Below are 15007 nucleotides of genomic sequence, written 5' to 3'. Positions count from 1 at the left end.
AGACGGCATCTCGTCGCAACCTTTTGCGCAGGACCACCTTGCCATGAATGTCCACGCCGTGAACCTCAAAGACGTATTTGGCTAGATCGAGACCAATCCGAACGATCGACATGGTAATCCTCCTTCTTGTCCATTTCGGAGTTGTGAAGGCTGCGCCCGATGGCGGGCGGGGTCCATACCATTGCCCCGGTGGATGCAAGGAAAATCTTTGTGCGGGCGCTGCGCGTAGTCGGGTGCTGACATCTGTCCGGCCTCTGATGCGACCTTGCAGTTGTCGCAGGCCCGTATGGGAGTTCGCGGATCGGGTTCCTTTCAGAGCCGCGCGCTTGTTGCGCATGTTGCAAAACGGATTTCCCCGACCTCGTCCCATCGACTGTTACGCCATACCTCTCCGTTTGACCTTCCTACATCCTCGACGACCTCAGGCTATCCCACCATGGCCGGAGCCCTATAGACCCCGCCCTTCGCCAACAGCGCCCAGACGATACGGGCCAGCTTGTTGGCAAGGGCGACGATCACAAGCATGCGCGGCTTACGGGTGAGCATGCGCCCGAGCCACGATCCTTCCGGCACGCCGCGTCGGGCCGCATGACGTACCACGGCGCTCGCTCCGATGATCAGCAGGCGCCGCAGGGTTCGCTCGCCCATCTTCGATGTCTTGCCAAGCCTCTGCTTTCCGCCGGTGGAGCGTTCCAACGGTGTCAGCCCCAGCCAGGCGGCAAAGTCGCGGCCCCTTTTGAAGATTGCGGCGGCAAGCGCCAACGCGACCAAGGCGGCCGCGGTTACCGGCCCCACCCCGGGAATCGTTGCCAACCGCCGAGCATCCTCATCCTCCCGAGCACGACGTGCGATCTCGACGTCAAGGCACTTAATCCGTTGCTCCAGCGACCGCAGCGTATCGACCAGCATGTCGAGCGCCAAGCGGCCCGCTTCCGGCAGATCGCTCGAAGGAGCCTCTACCCGTTCAATGAGCTTGGTGGTGTGAGCCGGGCCCCGGGCGACGACCAGCCCGTATTCCGCCAGATGACCGCGCAAAGCGTTGATCGTCTGCGTGCGCTGCCGTACCAGGAGATCGCGGGCCCGAAACACGACCGCGCTCGCCTGCTGTTCCTCACTCTTCACGGCGACAAAGCGCATCGTCGGCCGCTGAGCCGCCTCACAGATCGCTTCGGCGTCGGCCGCATCGTTCTTCTGCCGCTTCACGAACGGCTTTACGTAGGCTGGCGGAATGAGGCGAACCGTATGGCCGAGCTTGCCAATCTCACGCGCCCAGTAGTGCGCGCTGGCGCAGGCCTCCATGGCGACCAGGCAGGCCGGCTGCCTGGCGAAGAACTCGCGCACCTTGCTGCGCCGTAACTGTTTGCGGAAAACGACAGCGCCAGCAGCATCCGCCCCATGCACCTGAAACACGTTCTTCGCTAAATCCAGTCCAATTGTGCTAACTTCCATCGTGGACGCCTCCTCTATTGTGGCAGCTTAACGCCTACCACCTTGGCACATCGATGCCGTCGAGGGGCGTCCACCCCATCAAGGCCATTTGATCCATACCAGCCCTTTGGTTAGCGGCCATCTATGCTGGCTTGAACTCTCCGTCGCCTTTGTTTCGATCGGGTCGGGGACCATTTGATCGATGATCCTCGGCAAAAGCGGTTCGATCCGTCCTTCGCTGGCCTGTGATTCATCCGATTCCTCGGGGCAACGGCGACATTCCTCGAACCGGACCGGCTGGTGCCTTGATCCGTATCAATGCGATACCATCCGCGCAGAGCTTTCATGCACTGCCTCGTGAGGCCGAGCCGTTTCAGGCGGCCGCCAAATGAGGTTCGCAGCGCGCGAAAGCCGCCGCCTTCATCCACCGCTGGGGAGCGCGACTGGGGAGAGGGCGGCGGCACACCTGTCAACCTACAAAACCTGCCTGCGCACTGGGCTTCTTGATCCATATCATGGCTGCCTGCATGGCCCCGTACTAGTCTCATTGCATCGAAGCAAGGAGGGAGATGACATGGCGAGTAAAACCTTGCCACCAGCGGAGTGGCATCCCTATGTCGCGCGCCTCAGCGAAACCATTCGCGGTAAGCAGGTTCGAATTGAAGTCGTTGGCCCCGCTTTGGGCGTCCAGGTTCTCGTGAGATCATCGTCGATCCTGGGAATTACCTATGAACCCAAGCGAAATACGCTAGAGATCCTTTTGGATGGCCTCGACCACCTCATCGAAAAGCCTAAGGCGATTTCCGTGCAGGAAGATGACGGAGTGCTGTTTGCCCTGGAGATCGTCGATCGCGATGATCAGCACCAGATCCTCACTCTGGTCGCATCTGCACCGGTATGAGCACGGTTTTCCATCGCGATTGGCACCAACGGCCGGGAAGACCGTGGTTTGGGGAGTGGCGGGCTTCCATCATCGCGCCGCATTGGTGGTTGACGCGCAAGCAAGGCGATCATCCGTCGATCTTCGCCGCGCTCTGAAGGTCATTGACGGGAGAAATGTGACCTCCACCTTTACCGTGGTGAGGCGCTTGAGGCATGATTTCAACGCGCCGGATATTGTAACGGCGACCAATGTTGCAACAAATGTGCGAACCTTTGGATATGCGACCTGACTGAAATCTGGCGGGCGAGGGGGCGGGCGAGTTCAAAAGTTACTCAAAGACCATCGTCAGCACTGGTTTCGGGTCGACGGCATGGAAAAGTTTTGCGTTGCTGACGGGTTAGTCCCGAGGAGTTGGCATGGAATGGTCCCTCAGAGTAGGAACGATCGCGGGAACGGCTATCCGCTTGCATGTGACATTTGTGCTGCTGCTGGCCTGGATCGGGCTGATGCAATATCGGATCGGTGGCGCAGAGGCGGCGGTTTCGGGTGTTGTCTTCATTCTCGCGGTTTTTGGCTGTGTCGTCTTGCATGAGTTTGGCCATATCGCGGTTGCGCGACGTTATGGAATCAAGACGCGCGATATCATGTTGTTGCCGATTGGTGGCGTGGCACGTCTCGAGCGCATTCCGAAAGAGCCGCGACAAGAATTGGCTATCGCGGTTGCCGGGCCGATCGTCAATGTCGCTATCGCGCTGATCATCATCGCCGTACTCGGGGGGTTCGAGGTTGGCGCTGTGCTCCAACCGCAAAATCCAAGGCAAGATTTTCTCGTCGGGCTGGCTGGAGTAAACCTGTTTCTGTTTTTCTTCAACCTGGTTCCCGCTTTACCAATGGACGGCGGCCGTGTGCTGCGTTCTATTCTGGCGATGTAGCTATCGTGGACACGTTCTACACAGATTGCCGCGACAGTCGGCCAATACATTGCCTTTGCAATTGGACTGGCCGGTTTGTTCTTCAGCCCTTGGCTACTCATGATCGCGATCTTCGTCTATCTCGCCGCCGCTGGCGAAGGTCAGGACGCCGAGATACAAGACCTCTCGAGCACCGTCAGCCTCGAAGACGTAATGATCTCGAAATTCGAAGTGCTGGGTTTGCCCTCCACTGTGGCCGAAGCCGTCGATAAGCTGCTTGCGACGACGCAAAGTGATTTTCCTGTCCTCGCCGAGGACGGGACTTTGGCAGGGGTTCTGACGCGCGACGCGTTGATCTCCGGCCTCCGCGAGCATGGTGCTGAAGCGCCGGTTCAGCACCTTATGCGTTTGGACATACAGATTGCAGAGACGGCATCGATCGCGGAAGCCCTGCGGCAGATGCAGGGGGCCGGGACGCCGCTTGTCGCCATAGTTGATGCCAAGGGCCGTGTCGTTGGCATGATTGACCACAAGACAGTTGGGGAATTGCTTCTGGTCCGGGCCGCAACGCCAGGTGACTTCCCGTTGCTCCCCCATGGCCATACCAGAGACGCGCGCTCGAAAGAGCACCTGCAGTGATGTGCTATCTTACGAAGGCACGGCACGGTTCGCGCCTTGCCGCCGGCTTTTCACCTTGCGGTCAGTTCGTCTTGGTGGGTCCACCAGCCGACCGCCGCTCGCAGGCGGCGTTGTTTCTTGCGTCGCAGCAGGAGCTTGCGGCAGCTCAGGTGCTGTGCTGCGGCTGGTGCCGCATCGACACTCTGTCTGAAGGATGGTCGCTCCAGCAACGGCACCAGATGACGGACGATCGCGCCCCGGGCGTTGTACGTGAGAGCCCGACACCGCCGACAAATCGAGCGAGGCAGCCTGTGAAGCGGTCGACCGCCTTGCGTGCTGTTGGATCGGAGCCATCCTTGGCGGCAGTGATGATCTCCTCGGGCGTTTTTGTCATGGTCGCGTTAAGCGGGCGTGCCATACCGCAGAAGTCCCGCCAAGCGGGGCAATATGGGCTTGAGGATCGCGTGGCCTTCCACAGAAGGGCAAGGAAGGGCAAAACAGTAAGCCTCGCCACACGATCCCAAATGTTAACGATCAGTGCTGCGCAATGTTCCGGTTCAGTGGCGTACTCCGAAGTTCGCTCGAACTAAACCCTCGACTATTCCGGTAGAAGCTGGTGGCGCATGATCGCGCACGCAAGTTCTGTTACGCCCCCGTCATCGGCGGGATCGGTCTCCATTGACTCCAGCGCGCGCTCGTTGACTGCTCTTTTGTCCTCGTCAGACATGACGCCCTTCTCCTCAAGATATAGCATCAGCGCCGAAAAGAGGGCTGATGTGGAAAGGGAACAGCGGATGAGCAGATAAAGGCGGGATCGTCGCCGACCTCAACGTCAGTCCTTGGAGATGATAATCGGTGTTTGCTCATACTGGTCCCCCGCGCATATATTCGGAACCTAGAGGCCAATGTGTTCCTGGGCAATAGGCACTGTGCGTGAGCCTCAGTCGAGAAGTCCAAATAGCGCCGCGAAGCTGCCGATCATGCCGGCATCGCGCCAAGCATAGCCAGACCCATCAGCAGCCACATTTCTGGTCCTAGCTCATGGGGCTCGCCCTGATCCTCCGGCATCGCCCCGTCATTCTCCCATGCGGAGGCAGCCGCGATAGTTCAGCGGCTAATGCTTCCGGCAATACCAGAGCGTCATTGCCTTGCTCTCCTCGAAGCCGTAGCAGCCCCAGTCGGTGCCCCGGATGCCGTTCGGGTCTTTGTGATCGCCCGGATGGTTCTCATGGATTTTCGAGCCTAGCGCCGATGTGTGCCCGTCGTTCAGCATGTCCGTCTCTACCTCGGCGTTCCAACAACTACCACCGGGTTCCCCGCTTCATTGTCATGCGCGTGGCGCTTTGCGGCCGGCATGAACATCGCAATCACCAAGTTAATTTCGGGCACTCAGCGTTTAACTGTGTTATATTACTTCAAAGGCGAAGTATTGCCGATCTTTAAAGATCACCTTCGAGATAGTTGGATATGTCGCCTATGGTCCAAAGCCCGCCCGTCGGTGGAAGCCATTAATTTCCGCAAACACGGCATAACACAAATGAGGAGGAAAATAATGGCCGATTTTGAAGACCGCAAAAAGGGAATGGAAGACCAATACTTCCAGGACGCCGAGAGGACCATCAAGCTCAAAGCTCGTCACGACAGGCTTTTGGCGAAGTGGATCGCGGGCCTCATTGGTCGGGATGACGTTGCAGGTTACGCCGATGAAATCACTGATGCCCGCTTCAAAGGTGGTGGGGACGCTGGAGTTCTCTCGAAAGCTCTATCGGATCTTCAAGCGGCAGGTCACAGTATCAGCGAGCAGGACGTCGCAGCAAAGATGCGCGAATTTATGGTCGAGGCCGCTGAACAGCTTTGAGCACGGCCATGCGTGATCCTCTCCTCCTTCAGAGGTTTCGTGGCCCTGCCTGAAACGTGGAAAGCTCCCGCCTGAGCCACATATGACATGGCGCGGACAAGATCCTGGAAGCGGAAGAGCCGCCGGTCGAATATGATGGCAAGCGCAAGGCTGTATGGCTGCAGCCGACGTATCGAGTATCGCGGTTGGACGCATGAACAGCAACCGCAGGCGTCATACAAGGGGCTGCGGGAGGTGCAGGATAATGCGGCGGTTTATGAAATTGCGTAACCTGGCATCTGCGTTCGTGGTCGCGCGTATGATCCATCTCGGCGGGAGTTTTGCGATTTTCTGGTAACCTAAGGAATATGTTCCGTGTCGTAAACGCAACTTCCGGATTGTATTTCCTCTTGAAGAAGCCCGAACGCTATGCTCTTCTAGGTCCTGCTTTGAGGGGAGTATAATGCTAAGGTCAGACTGAGTTGATGATGCTGTTCCACGCCGTCTGTACAACCGCGGATATAAGACCGGTCAAGAAATGGCCTCACGGCTGATCCATGCCTACCAGGGGCCAGCGGCCCTCAAATCCGCTACAGCGACACGATGGCCATCAACTAGTTCACGAAAAAGAAAAAAGGCCGCGACGAAACCTCGTACCGACCTTCCTCGATTCGTCTCGACAACCGCCGCCAGTACATCCGTGGTCAACCGTCAGAGACAAATTTGATAACCAGCATAGGTGTTTGCTCGAAGATGTTCAAGAGGCCGGCTCTGGCTCGGCCTCTTGCGAGGGTTGTATTTACTGCTGAGCTGGAGCTGGTGGAGGGGAGGCCGGCGCCGGTGCAGTCGGGCTTGTCGGAGCTGGGGTGGACCCAGTATTCGTTGTTGAACCTGTCGTCGACGGGTCCGTGCCAGGCTCGTCAATCATCTCGGTAATCGCGAAAGCCGCAATAGCGACCAAGACAATGCCTGCGATCCAGACCGCCCAGGACCGGCGGTGCAGGCGGTCGACCCGCGTAGTGCGAAGATCCGGATCGCGATGGGGAATGTTAGGGTCATGAGTCATGTTCATTCTCCTCTCTGACGAAAGAGGAATGATGCGATGCTGGGATTGTTCCATCTGACCTGGCGAGCGTCGTCGATCAATACGCTGGGGTTCGTTTATCAAGTTGGCGGCTTCGTCAATACTTGCGCGCCGCGATCCAATGATGTGAAGTGTCCTGATCATGTCGGTGGCCAAAGGGCAGGGTGTGGTCACAAAGTCGCCGACAGGCTGAAGTCGCAGGGTCTCTGGAAGGAAGCGAGGGTTCGCAATGATCATCGAGATCGGGCACTACGCACTCGTTCTGGCGCTGGCGGCGGCGATCGTTGTTTCGATCGTGCCGGCGATCGGCGCGCTCAGGCTCGACCGGGCGATGATGGATGTCGCGCCGCTCGGCTCCGTCGTGCTGTTCGGGCTGGTGGCCTTCTCGTTCGGCGTTCTGACCTATGCGCACGTCGTTTCAGACTTCTCCGTCAAGAATGTCTGGGAGAACTCGCATTCGCTGGTGCCGCTGATCTACAAATATTCGGGCGTCTGGGGCAATCACGAAGGCTCGATGATGCTGTGGCTGCTGATCCTCTCGCTGTTCAGCGCACTGGTCGCGGTCTTCGGGCGCAATCTGCCGGATACCCTCAAGGCCAATGTGCTTTCGGTGCAGGCGTGGATTTCGGTTGCTTTCATCCTCTTCATTCTGCTGACCTCGAACCCGTTCATCCGTCTCGATCCGGCGCCGGCAGAGGGACGCGACCTCAATCCGGTGCTGCAGGATGTCGGTCTCGCGATCCATCCGCCGCTGCTGTACCTGGGATATGTCGGTTTTTCGATTTGCTTTTCCTTCGCGGTCGCCGCGCTCATGGAGGGCCGCATCGATGCGGCCTGGGCGCGCTGGGTCCGTCCCTGGACGCTTGCCGCCTGGACCTTCCTGACGCTTGGCATCGCGATGGGTTCCTACTGGGCTTATTACGAGCTCGGCTGGGGCGGCTGGTGGTTCTGGGATCCGGTCGAAAACGCGTCCTTCATGCCCTGGCTGGCGGGAACGGCGCTGCTGCATTCGGCGCTGGTGATGGAAAAGCGCGAGGCGCTGAAGATCTGGACCGTGCTGCTGGCGATCCTGACATTCTCGCTCTCACTGATGGGCACCTTCCTGGTGCGCTCCGGCGTACTGACTTCGGTTCATGCATTTGCCAGCGATCCGAGCCGAGGCGTCTTCATCCTATGCATTTTGATGATCTTCATCGGCGGCGCGCTTTCGCTGTTTGCCTTCCGTGCGCCCCTTTTGAGTGCGGGTGGGCTTTTCGCACCGATTTCGCGAGAAGGTGCGCTGGTGCTCAACAATCTCATCCTCACGGTCGCATGTGGCACCGTGCTGACCGGCACCCTCTATCCGCTGCTGTTGGAAACATTGACCGGCGATAAGATTTCCGTCGGCCCGCCGTTCTTCAACATGACCTTCGGCCTGCTGATGGCGCCATTGCTGCTGGTCGTGCCGTTCGGGCCGTTGCTGGCATGGAAGCGCGGCGATCTGCTTGGCGTGATGCAGCGGCTCTATGTGGTTGCCGCTTTGGCTTTCGCGGCGGCGCTGGTCTTTTTCTATGTCGAGCATGGCGGACCGGTGTTGTCTGTTCTCGGGCTTGCGGCCGGGCTGTTCCTCGTCTTCGGTGCCGTTGCCGACCTGTGGTATCGCGCAGGTGCCGGCAAGGTGGCAGCGAATGTCGCATGGCGGCGGCTTTCCGGCCTGCCGCGGTCGGCTTTCGGCACGGCACTGGCACATGCCGGGTTGGGTGTCACCGTGCTCGGCATTGTTGCCGTTACGACGTTTGCGACCGAGCATGTGCTTGAAATGAAGCCCGGCGAAACGACGGAGGCGGGTGGCTACAGCGTCCATTTCGACGGCATGCAACCGGCGACCGGCCCGAACTACAGGGAAGATCGCGCACACTTCAGCATCCGCCGCGGCGGCGTCGAGGTTGCGGATGTCTGGTCGGCAAAGCGCGTCTATGTCGCCCAGCAGATGCCGACCACCGAAGCGGGTATCCTGACCTTCGGGCTCAGCCAGCTCTACGTTTCGCTTGGCGATGCAACCAACGACGGCGGTATCGTCGTTCGCATCTGGTGGAAGCCGTTCATTCTTTGCATCTGGGGCGGGGCGCTGATCATGGCGATCGGTGGCTTCGTGTCGCTCAGCGACCGGCGTCTTCGCGTCGGTGCGCCGCGCCGCAAGGCAAGAGCGGTCCCCGCAGTGATGGAGCCGGCAGAATGATCCGGCGGATCGTCCTAGCAATTGCTCTGTTTCTTACTGCAGTTCCGGCCTTCGCCGTGAACCCGGACGAGGTACTCGCCAACCCCGCGCTGGAGGCCCGAGCCAGGGCGCTTTCTGCCAAGCTGCGCTGCATGGTCTGCCAGAACCAGTCGATCGACGATTCCAATGCCGATCTCGCCAAGGACCTGCGGCTCCTGGTGCGCGAGCGGCTGACCGACGGCGACACGGACGAACAGGTCCTGAACTACATCGTTTCGCGCTATGGCGAATTCGTGCTTCTGAAGCCCCGGTTGAGCGTTCGAACGGTTCTGCTTTGGGGCGCCCCCATTGTGCTGATTGTCGCCGGGGGCATTTCGCTGCTCATTTTCGCCAGGCGGCGGGCTGGCAAGCCGACCGGAAGCCGATTGACAGCGGAAGAACGGGCGCGGCTTGACGAACTGCTTGGCGCGGGGTCCGAGCCCGATCGGACATCCTGATAGCGTTTAAACAAGTTTACGATGATGCCAGTTCCCGTTCGTTCAACCGGAAGAAGGCACAATGAAAGATTTACGCGCCATAGGACAAGGTGTACTATTCCGGGAGACATGCGGAGGTGACCGTTTCGGAACCTTGAGGAGACCGCCGCGGCGGGGAGCGAAGCGTTCCGCAGAAACTGGGTACGTGCATCTGTTTTGGACAAACGCTAATCCAACGGTGCCGGAGACCGGACCATGAGATTGACGCGCCGCCACATGGTGACAACCGGTGCAATCGGAATCGGCGCATGGGCGCTTTCCATGTGGCCAAGGCGCGTGCGTGCCGGTGACGAGATCCTTGACCTCGTCGAGGGAATGACTGGACGAACCGCGACCGAATCGAGCCAGTTTCGGCTGCTCATGCCCGCTGAATTTTCGACCGGCTATACCGTGCCCATGGATATTCAGGTGGACAGTCCGATGACGGAAACCGACCACCTGAAGTCGGTCCGGGTCTTCGCGCCGGAGAACCCACTCATCGAGGTGGCGCAGTTCCATTTCTCACCCGGGCGCTGCGTCGCCCGCGTTTCGACCCGGATTCGCCTTGCGGGGCCGCAATACGTGGTGGCGCTCGCTGAAATGAGTGACGGCAGGTTGCTTATGGCCAAGAGCTGGATCAGCGTCGCCACAAATGGTTGCCGCTGACAGGAGGGAAGGAGGCAAGCGTAATGACCCCAATACCCCGTGTAATGGTTCCCGGCACGGCCGCCACAGGCGAAGTCATTCCGGTCAAGACCATCATTCAGCACGAGATGGAAACGGGGCTGCGGTCAGACAGCGAGGGCGAGATGATCCCGCGCAAGATCATCAATAGATTCATCTGTCGCTATGGTGGCGTTGTGGTGTTCAGCGTCGATCTGCACGAGGCGGTCTCGGCCAATCCCTTTTTCGAATTCTCGCTGCTCGCAACGGAAAGCGGACGCATGGAGTTCATCTGGGAGGAAGACGGCGGCGCTGTCTATTCTCTGAAGCACGACATGGTGGTCATCTGAAATGGTGGAAAGACCATCGACCGAGGCACCGCCCCTTGCGAAGGCCATCGCTTTCGAAATCCGTCATATCCTGAGATTGTTCCTTGTGGTTGCGCCCCTCTTGCCTGCCGACCAGGCTACGGCTGAGGTCAGTGAAGGCGCTCAGATCGCCGCCACCTGCGTATCCTGCCATGACCAGGACAAGCGAGGGCAGTCCATTCCCTCGATCACGGCTCTCGACGAAAGGGCCATCATCAACGCCATGCTTGCCTTTCGGGCAAGCGCAAGTCCAAGCCACGTGATGCACGCCGTCGCCCTGTCGCTCACCGACGGGGAACTGGCGGCTGTGGCGCGCTATCTTGCCGAAAAAGCAAAGGGCGGGGGGCAACAATGACAGAATGGACGCGGCGCCGGATCTGCGGCCTGGGGGGAGGGGTTCTCATGGCCGCGGCTACGCCATATGTCGCGCGCGGCCAGAGCCGGCCAAGGGTCGTCGTCATCGGCGGCGGCATTGGCGGCACGACGGCCGCCCGATACCTCGCCGACCTGAAGACGCTGGACGTCACCCTGATCGAGCCCAAGCCAAACCATGTCACCTGCTTCTTCAGCAATCTTTACCTCGCCGGTCTTCGCTCGCTCGCCTCGCTGACCTTTGGTTTCGAGGCGTTGGCCGAGCGCCACCGTATCACCGTCATCCGGAACGCGGCGACTGCGATCGACGCCACCGCGAGGGTCGTCAACCTCCAGGGCGGCTCAAGGCTCGCCTATGACCGCCTCGTGCTGGCTCCAGGGATAGCCTTCAAATTCGGTGCGATCGACGGCTATGACGAGGCAGCGGCCGAGGTCATGCCGCATGCGTGGAATGCCGGACCTCAGAGCGACGTGCTGCGCCGGCAACTCGAAAGCATGGGGGACGGCGGCGTGTTCGTTATCGCGGCGCCTCCAAATCCCTTCCGCTGTCCGCCGGCCCCCTATGAGCGGGCCTCGCTGGTGGCCTACTATTTCAAGCAGTTCAAACCGAAGTCGAAAATACTCATCCTCGACGCGAAGGACCAGTTTTCCGGTCAGGAACTGTTCCAAGACGCTTGGTCACGCCACTATCCGGGCATGATCGAATGGCTGCCGGCGCAGTTCATAGGGAAAACCAAAGGCGTGCATGCGGCGACGTGTTCTATCGTGACGGAAAGCCAGACCTTCAAGGCGGCCGTCGCCAACGTCATTCCGCCGCAGAAAGCGGGGCTGATCGCTGAAAAGGCGGGCCTTGTCGATAAGACGGGCTGGTGTCCGATCGATCCGGTCACGTTCGAATCGACGCTGCAGCCCGGCATCCATCTGGTAGGCGATGCGATCATTGGCGGCGACATGCCAAAATCCGCCTTCTCCGCCAATAGTCAGGCCAAGGCATGCGCCTTCGCCATCGCCGCTTCGCTTACAGGCTCGCCACGCTTTCCTCCGCACCTGTTCAATTCGTGCTACACGTTCCTCGCACCTGACGATGCCTTCACTAATGCCATTACCTTCGCGCCCGAGGGCGGAAGTATAAAGACCGTCAACATGTTCATCAGCAAGGTGGCTGAGAGTGCGGAGGCCCGCCGCCGGACGGCGCATCAGGCCGTCGGCTGGTATTCGGCCTTCACGGCGGACGTGTTCGGCTGATCAGTATGGTTAGGTTCCTGACCGCCCACGGGAATTTTGAAAAGGGGGTGATACGGCGGATCGGGATCCGGTACCCGTTGCAGTCGCAATGAGTTCATCACGACGAGAATGCTCGAACCGGCCATGATTGCGGCTGCGAGGATCGGCTGTAGTAGCCCCAGCGCGGCCGCCGTCAGCGCGACGAGGTTGTAGCCGAAGGCCCAAAGGAGATTGGTAAGGATGGTCCACCGGACCGCGCGCGCGATGTCGATGACCCATGGCAGCATCCACAGCCCGCCCTCAGGCAGGACAAGCGCCGATGTTTCGCGGGCGAGGTCGGTGGCGGAGCCGACTGCGATACCGACGTCGGCATCCGCCAGAACCAGACTGTCATTGAGCCCGTCGCCAACCATGGCCACTTTTCCACGGTTGTGCCGGAGGCGGTTCAGGACGTGCTGCTTGGCCTCCGGCGATAAACCGGCCCTGATGTCGTCTATGCCGACCGTCGCACCGATCCGTCGGGCCGCTTCTACGAGATCACCGGTCAGGAGAACAACCTCCAAGCCGCGGCTCCTCAGTTCCTCGATCGTTGCGTGGGCTTCCGGGCGCGGCGTGTCGTCGAGCGAGAGCACGCCTTGCACGCGGCCGTTCCAACCGACATGGACAAGCGAGTGGCCGGTCGCCTCGCAAATACGGGCGCGCTCTTGCAACTGGGGCGAGATCGCCCATCCGAGATCGCCCATAAGCGCCGCGCTGCCGGCAGCCACGGGCTCGCCGCCGACGGTGCCGCGGACGCCGCGCCCGGGAACGGCGCGAATAGCAAGCGTCTCATCTGGCGGGACACCGAGAGTGGTGGCGGCGGCGATGATGGCCGTTGCCACGGCATGCTCGGAATGCCACTCCAGGCCGCTCGCGCGCGACAGCACTTCTTCAGGCCTGGCTTTATCGGTGAAGATTCCGACCACCTGCGGCCTGCCGGCAGTCAGCGTGCCGGTCTTGTCGAAAGCCACGCATCGGAGCGCTGCCAGCATCTCCAGGATACCGGGGTCGCGGACAAGGCACCCGTAACGCGCCAGCCGTCCGATGCCGAGCGTGGTCGCAAGCGGAGCGGCAAGCCCGACCGCACACGGACAGGCAACGACGAGAACCGCGAGCCCGATGAGCAATGCCCGATCAAAGGTCTGCGATTGCGCCCAATGGGCGATCGTCAATGCGCCGAAGGCAAGCACGAGCGGCACAGAAAGGGCAACGATCCGGTCGGCGATGCGCTGGGTCGGACTCCGGTGCGAAAGGGCATCGCGAACCGAGCGGCAGATGCGTGCCCACCGCGTGTCGCTGCCCGCGCCGCTGCATCGGATGAGCAAAACGCCGTCGAAATTGATACTGCCGGCGATCACCTGCATGCCGGCTGCTTTTTGAATTGGTCGGCTTTCGCCGGTCATCATCGCCTCATCGACGACGGAGTCTCCCTCGACGATTACGCCATCGACAAGGATACGCTCACCCGGCCGCACCCGTACGAGCATGGCGGCGAGGATCTCGCGCACGGGCCGACGTGTCTCGACGCCACCGGCGAGGACCGTCGCGATCTCGCTTTCGGCCGTCAGCAGCGCTTCGAGATCACGGGCCGCCTTGGCGCGGCTTGTCGCCTCGAGATAGCGGCCAAGCGTGAACAGCATCAGCACCATCGAAGCGGTATCGAAATAGACATGGGTACTGCCTTCGAGGACGGCGAAGGCCGAATAAAGATAGGCCGCCGCGACCCCGGTCACGATGAGCGCGGAGGAAGTCAGCCGCCCCTTGAGAGCGTGCGACCAGGTCTCGCTCAGAAACGGCCCGCCGAGGATCAGCACCGCCGGGGTGGCGAACAACCACAGCAGGGCGTGGATCCACGGGAGCATATAGTCGTCAGAGCCGGAGAAGGTGCCTGTGTAAACAAGGAGGCTGAGCAGCATGATGTTCATGGAAAGAAAGGCGCCGACGCCGAGGCGCACAAGGAGCCATGCCGCCTCCGATTCCTCGCTTCTGCCGCGCGTCACCTGAAAGGCAATGCAGCAGCCATAGCAGCAGAAGGTGTGCTCTTCGCCGTCAATGGTGCGCTGCATGGCCCGGAGCCCGACCGGCAGCAGGCAATGACTGCAGAATGCATTGTTCTGCGCGCTCATATGAAGTGATCTCCATGGAACAGGCCGGGTGGCAGAACGCCACGGCTAAGCGTCACGAGGCCCAACACGAGAATGAAGCTGCCGGCCAACCAGACGCTGCGCTGCCGCCACATGGGGGCGAGCGACCGGCCGATGCCCCCCATCATCAGCATCGCCGGGAAAGTTCCGAGACCGAAGGCCGCCATGGTGAGAAAACCGGGAAGCGCTCCGGCGGTGCTCGTGGCCTGCACAACGAAGGCATAGACGAGCGGGCAGGGGAGAAAGCCGTTGAAGACGCCGAATGCGAGCGGAGCGGCTTTCCCGGGTGCCGCCAGCAATTGCCGCAGCGAAACGACCAGTGCGCTGCCGCCTAAACCGACGGTCGCGCGGTGAGGCCCCTGCAAAAGCCCGAAGAACTGCAAGGCTATGCTGATCATCAGGATGCCGGCAATGATTGCGAGGATCCGCTGCGCGAGATCGACGTAGTCTCCGAGGAGCGGTACGGTCGATAGGCCGCCGTCGCTCGAACAGATCACCTGGCCAAATGACCCCGCAAGCGCGCCAAGGAAGCAATAGGTGGTCACCCGGCCGCTATTATAGAGAAGGTGCCGCAGCGCCGTCGCCCCCGCGCCATGCCGGTCGCGGCCGAGCGCACAGGCAAATCCGCCGCACATGCCGATGCAATGAAAGCTGCCGGCAAATCCCGCCGCGAACAGCACCATATAGGCGGTCATTGCAACGTTCCTCCTGCTCCATTTAACGG

At 60.6% G+C, this 15007-nt stretch carries 14 protein-coding genes and 3 pseudogenes; 10 read left to right on the top strand and 7 right to left on the bottom strand.

Annotated features, from left to right (window positions below):
- Positions 1-112, bottom strand: a pseudogene (locus HGP14_RS30125) (IS110 family transposase); the annotation flags it as partial.
- 314 nt (positions 113-426) lie between these two features.
- Complete coding sequence (locus HGP14_RS30120; RefSeq protein WP_168833517.1) at positions 427-1449, bottom strand: IS110 family transposase; 1023 nt, start codon at positions 1447-1449, stop codon at positions 427-429.
- 553 nt (positions 1450-2002) lie between these two features.
- Here HGP14_RS30120 and HGP14_RS30115 point away from each other — a divergent pair.
- Both HGP14_RS30115 and HGP14_RS30110 read left to right on the top strand, forming a co-directional pair.
- Positions 2003-2329, top strand: a complete 327-nt coding sequence (locus tag HGP14_RS30115) for a DUF5335 family protein (protein ID WP_168833516.1) — start codon at positions 2003-2005, stop codon at positions 2327-2329.
- Positions 2330-2727: 398 nt separating this feature from the next.
- Positions 2728-3861: pseudogene (locus HGP14_RS30110) on the top strand (site-2 protease family protein).
- Positions 3862-4006: 145 nt separating this feature from the next.
- Here the strand turns inward: HGP14_RS30110 and HGP14_RS30105 are convergent.
- The 3 genes from HGP14_RS30105 to HGP14_RS30100 form a co-directional block, all read right to left on the bottom strand.
- A complete protein-coding gene (locus HGP14_RS30105; RefSeq protein ID WP_168833515.1) occupies positions 4007-4258 on the bottom strand; it encodes a hypothetical protein in 252 nt (83 codons plus the stop codon).
- A gap of 180 nt (positions 4259-4438) precedes the next feature.
- The gene (locus HGP14_RS36340) at positions 4439-4567 is read right to left on the bottom strand and encodes a hypothetical protein (RefSeq protein WP_281408141.1); all 129 of its coding nucleotides are present in this window, start codon (positions 4565-4567) and stop codon (positions 4439-4441) included.
- Positions 4568-4954: 387 nt separating this feature from the next.
- Positions 4955-5113 carry a hypothetical protein gene (locus HGP14_RS30100; protein WP_168833514.1) on the bottom strand — a complete coding sequence of 53 codons (159 nt, stop codon included), beginning with the start codon at positions 5111-5113 and terminating at the stop codon, positions 4955-4957.
- Between the two features lie 81 nt (positions 5114-5194).
- Here HGP14_RS30100 and HGP14_RS35875 point away from each other — a divergent pair, with 81 nt between their 5' ends.
- The 8 genes and pseudogenes from HGP14_RS35875 to HGP14_RS30060 all read left to right on the top strand — a co-directional run bounded on the left by HGP14_RS35875 (position 5195) and on the right by HGP14_RS30060 (position 12121).
- A complete protein-coding gene (locus HGP14_RS35875) occupies positions 5195-5698 on the top strand; it encodes a DUF1476 domain-containing protein (protein WP_246704672.1) in 504 nt (167 codons plus the stop codon).
- 171 nt (positions 5699-5869) lie between these two features.
- Positions 5870-5968 (top strand): annotated as a pseudogene (locus tag HGP14_RS35870) (ATP-dependent DNA ligase); the annotation flags it as partial.
- Between the two features lie 1022 nt (positions 5969-6990).
- The gene (locus HGP14_RS30085) at positions 6991-8979 is read left to right on the top strand and encodes a heme lyase CcmF/NrfE family subunit (protein WP_168833512.1); all 1989 of its coding nucleotides are present in this window, start codon (positions 6991-6993) and stop codon (positions 8977-8979) included.
- Complete coding sequence (locus HGP14_RS30080) at positions 8976-9455, top strand: cytochrome c-type biogenesis protein (protein WP_168833511.1); 480 nt, start codon at positions 8976-8978, stop codon at positions 9453-9455. The genes HGP14_RS30085 and HGP14_RS30080 overlap by 4 nt, the downstream gene beginning before the upstream one ends.
- Before the next feature lie 234 nt (positions 9456-9689).
- Entirely contained in the window at positions 9690-10139 is a 450-nt protein-coding gene (locus HGP14_RS30075; protein WP_168833510.1) for a thiosulfate oxidation carrier protein SoxY, read from the top strand.
- A gap of 44 nt (positions 10140-10183) precedes the next feature.
- A complete protein-coding gene (soxZ, locus tag HGP14_RS30070) occupies positions 10184-10486 on the top strand; it encodes a thiosulfate oxidation carrier complex protein SoxZ (RefSeq protein WP_168833523.1) in 303 nt (100 codons plus the stop codon).
- A gap of 1 nt (position 10487) precedes the next feature.
- Entirely contained in the window at positions 10488-10859 is a 372-nt protein-coding gene (locus HGP14_RS30065) for a cytochrome C (RefSeq protein WP_168833509.1), read from the top strand.
- Positions 10856-12121, top strand: coding sequence for an NAD(P)/FAD-dependent oxidoreductase (locus tag HGP14_RS30060; RefSeq protein WP_168833508.1), 1266 nt, complete (start codon positions 10856-10858; stop codon positions 12119-12121). Before HGP14_RS30065 ends, HGP14_RS30060 begins: the two co-directional genes overlap by 4 nt.
- Here the strand turns inward: HGP14_RS30060 and HGP14_RS30055 are convergent.
- Positions 12073-14265 carry a heavy metal translocating P-type ATPase gene (locus HGP14_RS30055; protein WP_246704670.1) on the bottom strand — a complete coding sequence of 731 codons (2193 nt, stop codon included), beginning with the start codon at positions 14263-14265 and terminating at the stop codon, positions 12073-12075. The genes HGP14_RS30060 and HGP14_RS30055 overlap by 49 nt on opposite strands.
- On the bottom strand, positions 14262-14978 hold the full coding sequence (locus HGP14_RS30050; protein WP_168833507.1) for a sulfite exporter TauE/SafE family protein: 717 nt from the start codon (positions 14976-14978) through the stop codon (positions 14262-14264). The genes HGP14_RS30055 and HGP14_RS30050 overlap by 4 nt, the downstream gene beginning before the upstream one ends.
- Positions 14979-15007: the final 29 nt, after the last annotated feature.

Origin of the sequence: Rhizobium sp. P32RR-XVIII (assembly GCF_012641395.1) — a bacterium.
Taxonomy (GTDB): domain Bacteria; phylum Pseudomonadota; class Alphaproteobacteria; order Rhizobiales; family Rhizobiaceae; genus Rhizobium.
Note: the sequence above shows the minus strand (reverse complement) of the source record. Positions and strands in the feature narration are given on the sequence as shown.